Raw genomic sequence first — 11146 nt, 5'->3', positions numbered from 1 at the left:
CAATTAATGGAAGAAAATAGTAATATTGATATGTTATGGACTTATTTCAGTATATGCGCGAAAACAATATGGAAAAAGAATCTCCGCTTGCCGCCAGGATGCGCCCAAGGACCCTTGATGAGGTAGTTGGACAGCAGCACATCATTGGAAAAGACAAGCTTCTTTATCGTGCAATTTCAGCAGACAAGCTAAACTCCATAATTCTCTATGGCCCTCCTGGAACTGGCAAGACAACTCTGGCCAAGGTTATTGCAAACACTACCAAGGCAGAGTTCACACAGATAAACGCCACCATTGCTGGCAAGAAGGACATGGAAGAGGTGGTAGCTAAGGCCAAGGACAATCTTGGCATGTACGGAAAAAAGACCATCCTCTTTATCGATGAGATCCACAGATTCAACAAGGGACAGCAGGACTACCTTCTTCCGTTTGTTGAGGATGGAACAGTGGTGCTTATTGGAGCTACCACAGAGAATCCATACTTTGAGGTCAACGGGGCTCTTATTTCAAGATCCATCATTTTTGAGCTTAAGCCCCTTTCTCCAGATGATATAAAGAAACTGTTAAACCGCGCAGTTACAGATACAGAGCGTGGAATGGGGTCCTACAAGGCAGTTCTTGATGAGGATGCAGCAGATTTCCTGGCAGATATAGCTGACGGCGATGCAAGACACGCTTTAAATGCCATTGAACTGGGCATCATGACTACAGAGAGGTCCGGTGATGGCCTCATTCATATCACAAGAGAAGTGGCTGAGGAATGTATCCAGCGCAAGGTTGCAAGATACGACAAGGATGGCGACAACCACTATGACACCATCTCGGCTTTCATAAAGAGTATGAGAGGTTCAGATCCTGACGCTGCTGTGTACTACCTTGCCAGGATGCTTGATGCAGGAGAAGATCCCAAGTTTATCGTTCGCCGCATGATGGTATGTGCCTCTGAGGATGTGGGAAATGCTGATCCACAGGCACTTCAGGTGGCAGTTGCAGCTTCCCTTGCAGTAGAGAGACTTGGAATGCCAGAAGCCCGCATAACGCTGGCTCAGGCAGTTACCTATATAGCCACGGCTCCCAAGAGCAACGCAGCCTATCTTGCAGTTGATGAGGCGATCCAGACAGTACGGGAAACAGGTAATCTTCCAATCCCGGCACACCTTCAGGATGCCCACTACAAGAGTGCTGGAAAACTCGGTCATGGCATTGGCTACAAGTACGCCCACGACTACAAGGATCACTATGTAAAACAGCAGTACCTGCCCTACGAGCTTAACGGCAAGGAGTTCTACAACCCCACAGGCAACGGCTATGAGCTCAAGATAAAAGAGCATATGAAGCGCCTTAAAGAGCGGGCAGATTCAGAAGATAACACGTAACAAGAGGTTTTGATGACAGTAACACGTAAACGAAGAACAGGGCGCAAGGCCCGTCAAAATAGAAGAGCAGTTATCGTTGCAATAATCGCATGCGCCAGTTGCATTGTCCTTGTTGCAAGCCTTTGTATATGGCTCATGGTGTCAGGTGGACAGACTACCACAACCTTAACTGAGGAACAGATCGCAGAGCAGGCACAGCAGCAGGAGGCACTTTTCGAGGCTTCACTTGAGGCTGAGGAGGAAAAGAACTCTGAATACATAAACTCTAAAACCATCGATCAGATTGTTGGCGCCGGAAAAGAGGTATCAAAGGCCCTTTCACTAAGGCCCAAGACCGTTGAGATGACTGATGAGAACAGGGATGAGTTTGTGAACATCCTTAGCTGCAACATTGTTTCTTCCGGTAAGGTGGAGATCACTGCAACATCAGAGGGCATTCCCAAGAGCGATGACAAGTACTACTACCTTTTTGAACAGGCAACCTATGAGGAGTCCATTGATGAGACAAAAGAGCCAGTTGCCAAGGTTTACAAAAACGATGAAGCGCTCTTTTCGCTTAACCTGAACAAGGGTGCAGCAGACACAAGGCTCTTTTCCAAGTTCCAGGTGGCTGTGAAATTAGATGATAAGTACGTTCCTATAAGCCACGCCAAGTACATCACCAACCCAGGTGCATGTGCAGGTTACAGCTACGGAGGTATGCAGCACAAGTCCATAAAAGGACTGCTTCCTGACCCTCTAAGGATCAGTGAGCTTCAGGACCTTGGCTGTGAATATGCTACCTACAATATTCCCCTTAGCCTTATTCTTACCACCTCAGGTGGAATATCCTATAGCTACGGCGGAGTGACCTATCACTTTAATGAGCGCATTATAAATGACTACGACACTCTTTTTAAGAGGCTTAACAGCATGGGCATTGACGTTGCTGCCATTATCCTTAATAATGCCAGCACCTCAGCATTCCCTGAGATAACTCATCCAAGCGCAAGAAGCGGTTCCACAGCGCCCTACTACATGTTCAATGCAACAGATGAGCGCGGAGTTAAGGCCCTTGCTGCAATAGGAAGCTTTCTGGCAGGCAGATACTCAGGCTCTGGCCATGGCAACGTCAGCATGTGGATCGTTGCCAACGAAGTAAACGCAAGACGTGAGTACAACTATATGGCCTACACTGATGTAAACACCTACACAGTGGCATTTACCAGAGCTTTCAGGGTGTTCTACAACGCCATCATGAGCCAGAACTCAGCGGCTAAGGTCTATACCTCAATTGACCAGCGCTGGACCTACAATACAGAAAAGACAGGGGACTATGATGCCAAGGACTTTTTGGACATCTTTGCAACCTCTCTGTCAGATTACGGGAACATAGACTGGGGCCTTGCAGCCCACCCATACTCCTTCCCTAATGGCAACACTGCATTTTGGAAGTCTTCCAAGTATGTAAACCATTCAGAAACTACTCCATGTATCACCATGGACAACTTAGAGGTTCTGACCAATTATATGAAGAAAGAGTCGATGCTTGATACTTCAGGTAATGTCAGATCCATAATCCTTAGTGAGATCGGATACTCATCAACATCCGGACAGGCGCTTCAGGCTGCGGCTTTCGCTTATGCCTACGTCAAGATGGAGCAAAACGGCTATATCGACGCACTGATGCTTTCAAGGCAGACGGATGCTTCAGATGAGATAGCAGCCCTTGGCCTTGCCCTTGGACTTGAGACCACTGGCGGCGGGAAAAAGCAGATCTACAACGTATTTAAATATATCGACACAGATAAACGCAGCGAAGTAATCTCTTTTGCATATGATATAGTAGGAAAAACCTTTTAAACCATAGGAGGAGTGGTATGACAAACGCAGAGAAAGCACTTAAACTTCACGAAGAATGGCAGGGCAAGCTGGAGATAAGATCCAAGGCCCAGGTAAGATCAAAAGAAGACCTGGCTCTTGCTTACACACCAGGTGTTGCTGAGCCCTGTAAGCTGATTGCTGAGGATAAAGACCTTGCTTACAAGTACACCATCAAATCCAACACTATAGCTGTTGTTTCAGATGGCAGCGCAGTTCTTGGTCTTGGAAATATTGGCCCCTATGCAGCAATGCCTGTAATGGAAGGAAAAGCAGTTCTTTTCAAGGAGTTTGGCGGAGTCAATGCCATTCCTATCTGCCTGGATACCCAGGACACAGAGGAAATCATCAAGGCGGTTAAGTACCTTGCTCCCGGCTTTGGCGGCATTAACCTTGAGGATATTTCAGCTCCAAGATGTTTTGAGATCGAGGAGAGGTTAAAAGAGATGCTGGATATCCCGGTATTTCATGACGACCAGCACGGCACAGCCATAGTAGTTCTCGCCGGCATCATCAACGGTCTTAAGGTTGTTGGAAAAGAGAAAGAGGCCTGCAAAGTTGTGGTAAACGGTGCAGGAAGCGCTGGTATCGCCATTACAAAGCTCCTTTTAAGCTACGGCTTTAAAAATGTAACTCTCTGCGACAAAGTCGGCATTCTTAATAAGAAGACAGAAGGCCTTAACTGGATGCAGGAAAAGATGATGGAAGTGACAAACCCTGACCAGCTCTCAGGATCTCTGTCAGATGCGCTCAAGGGCGCAGACATCTTCGTGGGCGTTTCAGCCCCTGGCATTGTTACAAAAGAGATGGCTTCCCAGATGAACAAAGATGCCATCATGTTCGCAATGGCAAATCCTGTACCTGAGATCATGCCAGACCTTGCCAAGGAAGCAGGCGTAAGAGTTATCGGAACCGGCAGAAGCGATTTCCCAAACCAGGTCAACAACGTGCTTGTTTTCCCTGGAATCTTCAGAGGAGCTCTGGAAGTAAGGGCAAAACAGATAACAGAGGAAATGAAGCTGGCAGCAGCAGTTGCTCTTGCAGGTCTTGTGCCTGATGAGGAGCTTAGTGATGTAAACATCCTGCCTGCAGCTTTTGATCCAAGGGTAGCAGATGTGATAAGCAGTGCTGTCAAGGCACATGTCAAGGAATAATGGAGCGTAAGTTTTGAGTTCGCAGTATCTTACTTTATACAAAATGCTGGTCTTATATATGCTTAAACGCTGCGATGTACCTCTTTCCAAGTCTCAGATCTATGATTTTATTCTGGAAAAAGAGTACACCAACTACATGACTTTGCAGGAAGCATTTAGTGAACTTGCTTCCTCAAACCTGATAAGCGAAAAGACCATGGCAAACAGGACCTATCTGGAGATAACAGATGAAGGTTCACAGACACTTGAATTTTTTGGAAACAGGATCAACCCGTCCATAAGGCAGGAAATCGACGACTACCTTAAGGACAACAGCATGAAGCTCAGAAATGAGTCAGCAATCCTTGGAGACTACAAAAAGACAGCTGAGAACGAGTACACTGTTGTTCTTATGATAAAAGAAAATAACAAGAGCCTTCTGGATATTAAGCTTTCGGTACCTACAGAAGAAATGGCTCAGGCTATGATAGACAATTTCCAGAAGCAGAGCCAGGATATTTATCAGTATCTCTTTAGCCGATTGATGGAAAATTAACGTAATTTGACATATTATTACGGCTAATGTAAAATCTTCAAGCGATGAAAAAAAGTCAGATTAATAAGAGAAACTTAATATTGCTTTCAGCTTTTGCGGCAGTCTTTTCGTTTGTTGTATTTTCTGCAGCAGGAAGAGACAGAGAAGTTTATAAGAGCATGGATGCCGGTACACTTTCCAGTATAGAGATTGTGGACTCCATGGCTGATACCATTGACAGCGCAGCTACTGCGGCAGTTTCTGCACTGGATGGTGAAACTCCTGAGACGGTCACTGTATCCAATGAGGAGACCACAACGCTCCTTGAAAGGACTCTTTTTACTGTTACCCAGTATGAGACTCCGGTTACAATGTACACCAGCGATACAGTCAATGTACGAAATGGAGCTGGCAAGGACTACGACAAGGTTGGAAAGCTTAAATGGGGCACGGAAACCACTGTATATGGCGAAACAGACAACGGTTGGTATGAAGTTGTTTATGATGATGCCACTGCCTTTATCATGGGCGATTACATGGTGACAGAGCTTCCAAGCATCCCTTATCTGTTTGTGGGCGATTCAAGGACTGTTCAGATGAAGATGGCTGTTGGAACCACGGACAAGGCATACATTGCCCAGATTGGTGAGGGCTACAGCTATTTCAAGAACACGGTTCTTTCAGAGATCCCTTCTTATGCAGGAAGCGGAACTTCCATGATCATCAACTTTGGTGTCAACGATCTTGGAAATGCCAGCAAATATATAAAGCTTGTGAACAACAACATTGATGACTGGATAAATGCAGGTATAACAGTTTATTATGCAGCAGTCACTCCTGTAGGAGAGGGCGCTTCAGTCACCAATGCACAGATTGAGAGCTTTAACGCCCGTCTTCAGTCAGAACTTGACGAAAGAGTCAATTGGATTGACGGCTATTCATATCTGACACAGACAGGATTTAGCACACCAGATGGTTTGCATTATTCAGCAGATACTTACAGAAGCCTGTATTCTTACTACATTTCAGTAATCAATCAGGTGTGATTTAATTGATAATACATACCCTGCGGCTATATATGAAGGAAAATGATTTGACATAGGAAACTTGCGTTGTTATAATATCTTTCGTGACTGCCGTGGGCAGTTCAAGCTGTTGTAGCACAGTCGGTAGTGCGTCGCATTGGTAGTGCGGAGGTCACGGGTTCGATTCCCGTCAGCAGCTCTGTTACTTCGTAATAGCACTCAGGTCGCGTTGGATCAAAAGAAGCCTCAAAGGCAGAGACTATCTGGCTTTGAGGTTATTTTTATGTAAGCCTTTGTTATTTGACTAACATGCTCTTAAACAATATAATATTTCCATGTGCACATTGCATAATCTTGCGGTAGAACCGCGCGAAAGTGAGAGAAGGGTATGAGAGTAGTTATTCAGGACAACTATGAAAAAATGTGCCTCTGGGCTGCTAATTACATCAAGATGCGCATCACAGAGCATAACAATGGGGCAGACAAGGATCGTCCATTTGTTTTAGGACTTCCTACAGGATCAAGTCCCATCGGGGTTTACAAAGAGCTGGTGAGAATGAATAAGGCCGGCGAGATTTCTTTTGCCAATGTTGTTACATTCAACATGGATGAGTACCTTGGACTTCCAAGGGAACACGACCAGTCTTACTGGTACTTTATGCATGACAATTTCTTCGACCATCTGGTTGATATGAAACCTGAAAATATCAATATTTTAAATGGTATGACAGATGATCCGGTTGCTGAGTGTGCACGCTATGAAGAGAAGATAAGGTCCTATGGGGGGATAGATCTTTTCATGGGCGGTATCGGCGTTGACGGACACATCGCATTTAACGAGCCATTCACAAGCCTTGCATCAAGGACGGGGGTAAGAGATCTTACAACTGATACAAGGATCGTGAACTCAAGATTTTTCGACAATGACCCAGAGAAGGTTCCAGCACAGGCTCTTTCAGTAGGCGTTGGAACTGTAACTGATTCAAAAGAGGTTCTTATCCTCATAAATGGCCACAACAAGGCAAGGGCACTGGCTGCAACAGTTGAAGGGGCAGTTTCTTCAAAGTGGACCTGCAGCGCACTCCAGATGCACAATGGCGCCATCATCGCCTGCGATGAGCCTGCTTGCGGCGAGCTTACAGTAGATACTTACAAGTACTTCCTTGACATAGAAAAGAAAGAGAGGCTTTAATATGTATACTATTTCAGATCTTTACGACCTGGAGCACACTCTTGCAGCTGATTACTTAAAGGGCTTTACTTATCCATGGGAAGCTCTTAAGGGCATCAAGGATATGATCCTTGAGATTGGCGCTGGCCTTGGCGATGATTACACTGAGGTAAAAGAGCATGTTTGGGTTCACAAGACCGCTACTGTTTTTGAGAGTGCTTACCTTGGAGCTCCATGTATCATTGGACCAAATACCGAGGTACGTCACGGGGCATTTATCCGTGGCAGCGCACTGGTTGGTGCTGACTGCGTAGTAGGTAACAGCGTAGAGCTCAAGAATGTTATCCTGTTTGACCATGTTCAGACACCTCACTACAACTATGTTGGAGATTCTATTCTTGGATATTATTCCCACATGGGAGCTGGCTCTATCACATCTAATGTTAAGAGTGATAAAAAGCTTGTAGTAGTCCACAACGGTACTGAGCACATCGAGACTGGTGTCAAGAAGTTTGGAGCTATGCTCGGCGACTATGTAGAGGTTGGCTGCAATGCAGTATGTAACCCTGGTACAGTTATTGGACGCCATTCCAATGTTTATCCAACTTCCTGCGTAAGAGGAGTAGTTCCTGAAAACTCCATCTACAAGAACAGCGGAGAAGTTATCCATAAAGAGGAGAGATAAAATGGGCAAGTATTTTGGAACAGACGGCTTCAGAGGAGAAGCTAACAAGAACCTTACTTTCGAGCATGCAGTTCAGATCGGAAGATACCTTGGATGGTACTATGGTGCCAACCACGGCAAGAAGGCCAAGATCGTTATCGGTAAGGATACAAGACGTTCAAGCTACATGTTTGAGTACGCTCTTTGCACAGGTCTTATGGCCAGCGGCGCAGATGCTTACATCATGCACGTTACAACAACTCCTTCTGTAGCTTATATCACAAGGGTTGACGATTTTGACTGCGGAATCATGATATCTGCATCTCACAATCCATACTACGACAACGGTATCAAGCTCTTTAACGGCAACGGTGAGAAGATGGACGAGGAGACAATCCTTCGCGTTGAGGATTACATCGACGGAAAGATCGAGATCCCTGTTGCAGGCAGAGAAGAGATTGGAAGAACAGTAGACTACGTTGCCGGTAGAAACCGCTACGTTGGATACCTTATTTCAAACTCCAAGTACAGCTTTAAGGACAAGAAGGTTGGTCTTGACTGTGCTAACGGAGCTTCATGGCAGATTGCCAAGGCAGTGTTTGACGCTCTTGGAGCTAAGACCTATGTCATCAACGATGAGCCAGATGGATACAACATCAACACAGACTGCGGATCTACTCACATTGAGCACCTTCAGAAGTTTGTAGTTGAGAAGGGATTAGATGTTGGATTTGCGTTTGACGGCGATGCTGACAGATGCCTTGCAGTAGATGAGAAGGGCAACGTTGTAACTGGTGACCACATCATCTACATCTATGGCCTTTACCTCAAGGAGAGAGGCGCCCTTGCCAACAACAAGGTTGTTACAACAGTAATGAGTAACTTTGGCCTTTACAAGGCACTTGATAAGGTTGGTATCGAGTACGAGAAGACCAAGGTTGGTGACAAGTATGTATATGAGAACATGGTTACATACGGACACCGCGTTGGTGGTGAGCAGTCAGGCCACATCATCTTCACCAAGTACGCTACAACTGGTGATGGTATCCTTACAAGCCTTAAGCTTATGGAAGTTATGCTTGCAAAAGAGAAGCCTATGAGCGCTCTTGCAGCTCCTGTAGTTTTCTATCCTCAGGTTCTTAAGAACGTAAGGGTAAAGAGTAAGCCAGATGCCCAGAATGATCCTGATGTTCAGGCAGCTGTTCAGTCAGTAGCTGATGCTCTGGGTGATACAGGTCGTATCCTTGTAAGAGAATCCGGTACAGAGCCTGTTATCAGAGTCATGGTTGAGGCTGAATCAGACGATATCTGCGAGAAGTATGTAGATGACGTTATAAAAGTAATAGAGCAAAAAGGACATTTGGAGTAAAAATTTATGTGTGGAATAGTAGGATATATTGGTCACAAGCAGGCAGCACCTATTCTGCTTGAAGGACTTTCAAAACTTGAGTACAGAGGATATGATTCAGCAGGTATTGCTGTAAGAGACGGCGACGGAGCATCTGTCGTAGTTAAGACTGTTGGCAAACTTGCTAATCTTTCCAACAAGACCAATGGTGGCAGCGCAATCTCAGGTTGCTGCGGTATTGGTCACACCAGATGGGCAACTCATGGTGCACCAAGCGTTGTTAACGCTCACCCACATGTCAGCGGAAGCTTCGAGCATACTGGCAAGGATGATTCAGATGTTATCGGTGTTCACAACGGTATCATCGAGAACTACCAGGAGCTTAAGGCTAAGCTCATTAGACATAACTATGAGTTCTATTCTGAGACCGATACAGAGGTTCTTATCAAGCTTGTAGATTACTACTACAAGAAGTATAAGATGGGACCTATCGATGCCATTGCCAAGACTCTTGTGAGAGTTCGTGGCTCATATGCCCTTGAAGTTATGTTCAAGGATTACCCAGGTGAAGTGTATGTTGCAAGGCAGCAGTCACCTATGATCATTGGTGTCAAGGATGATGAGTCATACGTTGCATCTGACGTACCTGCTATCCTTAAGTACACAAGAGACGTTTACTACATCGACAATCTTGAGATGGCAAGGATCAGAGCCGGAGAGGTTACTTTCTTTAACCTTGATGGTGATGAGGTGGAAAAAGAGCTTCAGACTGTAACCTTCTCTGCTGAGGCAGCAGAAAAGGGCGGCTTCGAGCACTTTATGATGAAAGAGATCCACGAGCAGCCCAAGGTTGTTGAAGATACCATCAACAAGTACATCGTTGGTGATAAGATCGATCTTTCAGAGGTTGGCATCACAGCAGAGGATGCAGCTAATATCAATGAGGTTTACATCGTAGCCTGCGGTTCTGCATGGCACGTTGGAATGGAGATCCAGTACATTGTTGAGGATCTCACAGACATTGCAGTAAGGTGCGAACTGGCATCTGAGTTCAGATATCGCCATATGCCACTTAATCCCAATGCCCTGGTTGTGGTTATCTCCCAGTCAGGAGAGACAGCAGATTCTCTTGCAGCTCTTAGAATGGCCAAGGAGAAGGGACTTAAGACTCTTGCAATCGTCAACGTTGTTGGTTCATCCATCGCCAGAGATGCTGACCACGTAATGTACACTCTTGCCGGACCTGAGATCTCAGTTGCCACAACCAAGGCTTACAGCTGCCAGCTGATCTGCGGATATATTCTTTCCCTTAAGCTTGCAGAGGCTCGCGGAACTTTGACAGATCCAGAGAAGATGAAGTACTACATCGATGAGATCAAGAGCATTCCTGAAAAGATCACCAAGATCCTTGATGAGAAAGAGAGACTACAGTGGTTCGCCGCTAAGTACTCCAATGCACAGGATATGTTCTTCATTGGTAGAGGTCTTGACTATGCTATCTGTCTTGAGGGAAGCCTTAAGATGAAGGAGATAAGCTACGTTCATTCAGAGGCCTATGCCGCAGGAGAACTCAAGCACGGAACAATTTCTCTTATCGAGAAAAACACTCTTGTTATCGGTGTTCTCACACAGCCAAGTCTCTATGAGAAGACCATCTCCAACATGCTTGAGTGTAAGAGCCGTGGCGCTTACCTCATGGGACTTACATCCTATGGCAAGTACGAAGTAGAAGACCAATGTGACTTCACAGTATATGTTCCTAAGGTTGACGAGCACTTCGCAGGAAGCCTTGCAATCATTCCTCTTCAGCTTCTTGGCTACTACACATCAGTTGCCAAGGGACTCGACGTGGACAAGCCAAGGAACCTTGCCAAGTCCGTAACTGTAGAATAAAAACCAAGCGCATCGCTTTTGGGCGATGCGCTTTTTTCATGCCACGGTAACAAGACACGGGGACGGTTCTGTTGTCTCCCCCTGCGCCAACCTTAGCAGCCCTACCGAAGCTTACCACCCCGCGTCACCAGGCCAGCCTTT

At 45.8% G+C, this 11146-nt stretch carries 9 protein-coding genes and 1 tRNA gene; all 10 read left to right on the top strand.

Translation table 11 applies throughout. The features are described from left to right. Positions 1-35 precede the first annotated feature (35 nt). The 10 genes from J6I68_RS02660 to glmS all read left to right on the top strand — a co-directional run bounded on the left by J6I68_RS02660 (position 36) and on the right by glmS (position 11005). Positions 36-1376, top strand: a complete 1341-nt coding sequence (locus J6I68_RS02660; RefSeq protein WP_292217124.1) for a replication-associated recombination protein A — start codon at positions 36-38, stop codon at positions 1374-1376. Between the two features lie 12 nt (positions 1377-1388). Then, the gene (locus J6I68_RS02655) at positions 1389-3218 is read left to right on the top strand and encodes a DUF5722 domain-containing protein (protein WP_292217122.1); all 1830 of its coding nucleotides are present in this window, start codon (positions 1389-1391) and stop codon (positions 3216-3218) included. A 17-nt stretch (positions 3219-3235) separates the two neighbouring features. Then, the gene (locus tag J6I68_RS02650; RefSeq protein ID WP_292217118.1) at positions 3236-4390 is read left to right on the top strand and encodes an NAD(P)-dependent malic enzyme; all 1155 of its coding nucleotides are present in this window, start codon (positions 3236-3238) and stop codon (positions 4388-4390) included. A gap of 13 nt (positions 4391-4403) precedes the next feature. Beyond that, positions 4404-4925, top strand: a complete 522-nt coding sequence (locus J6I68_RS02645) for a DUF4364 family protein (RefSeq protein WP_292217116.1) — start codon at positions 4404-4406, stop codon at positions 4923-4925. Between the two features lie 80 nt (positions 4926-5005). Continuing rightward, a complete protein-coding gene (locus J6I68_RS02640; RefSeq protein ID WP_292217114.1) occupies positions 5006-5950 on the top strand; it encodes an SH3 domain-containing protein in 945 nt (314 codons plus the stop codon). Between the two features lie 105 nt (positions 5951-6055). Continuing rightward, positions 6056-6128: transfer RNA gene (locus J6I68_RS02635), tRNA-Thr, on the top strand. A 189-nt stretch (positions 6129-6317) separates the two neighbouring features. Continuing rightward, entirely contained in the window at positions 6318-7121 is an 804-nt protein-coding gene (gene nagB, locus J6I68_RS02630) for a glucosamine-6-phosphate deaminase (protein WP_292217111.1), read from the top strand. 1 nt (position 7122) lies between these two features. Next, positions 7123-7785 carry an acyltransferase gene (locus J6I68_RS02625; RefSeq protein WP_292217109.1) on the top strand — a complete coding sequence of 221 codons (663 nt, stop codon included), beginning with the start codon at positions 7123-7125 and terminating at the stop codon, positions 7783-7785. Between the two features lies 1 nt (position 7786). Next, a complete protein-coding gene (gene glmM, locus J6I68_RS02620) occupies positions 7787-9133 on the top strand; it encodes a phosphoglucosamine mutase (protein ID WP_292217107.1) in 1347 nt (448 codons plus the stop codon). 6 nt (positions 9134-9139) lie between these two features. Next, a complete protein-coding gene (glmS, locus tag J6I68_RS02615) occupies positions 9140-11005 on the top strand; it encodes a glutamine--fructose-6-phosphate transaminase (isomerizing) (RefSeq protein ID WP_292217105.1) in 1866 nt (621 codons plus the stop codon). Positions 11006-11146 lie beyond the last annotated feature (141 nt).

The organism is Butyrivibrio sp. (assembly GCF_017940685.1).
Lineage (GTDB): Bacteria > Bacillota > Clostridia > Lachnospirales > Lachnospiraceae > Butyrivibrio.
This window is presented reverse-complemented; position numbering and strand designations above follow the sequence as displayed.

What these genes read in the sequence shown, in the direction of transcription:
- J6I68_RS02660 (WP_292217124.1), top strand. Translation starts at nt 36, where the DNA reads ATGGACTTATTTCAGTATATGCGCGAAAACAATATGGAAAAAGAATCT.
- nagB (WP_292217111.1), top strand. Translation starts at nt 6,318, where the DNA reads ATGAGAGTAGTTATTCAGGACAACTATGAAAAAATGTGCCTCTGGGCT.
- glmS (WP_292217105.1), top strand. Translation starts at nt 9,140, where the DNA reads ATGTGTGGAATAGTAGGATATATTGGTCACAAGCAGGCAGCACCTATT.
- glmM (WP_292217107.1), top strand. Translation starts at nt 7,787, where the DNA reads ATGGGCAAGTATTTTGGAACAGACGGCTTCAGAGGAGAAGCTAACAAG.
- J6I68_RS02650 (WP_292217118.1), top strand. Translation starts at nt 3,236, where the DNA reads ATGACAAACGCAGAGAAAGCACTTAAACTTCACGAAGAATGGCAGGGC.
- J6I68_RS02655 (WP_292217122.1), top strand. Translation starts at nt 1,389, where the DNA reads ATGACAGTAACACGTAAACGAAGAACAGGGCGCAAGGCCCGTCAAAAT.
- J6I68_RS02625 (WP_292217109.1), top strand. Translation starts at nt 7,123, where the DNA reads ATGTATACTATTTCAGATCTTTACGACCTGGAGCACACTCTTGCAGCT.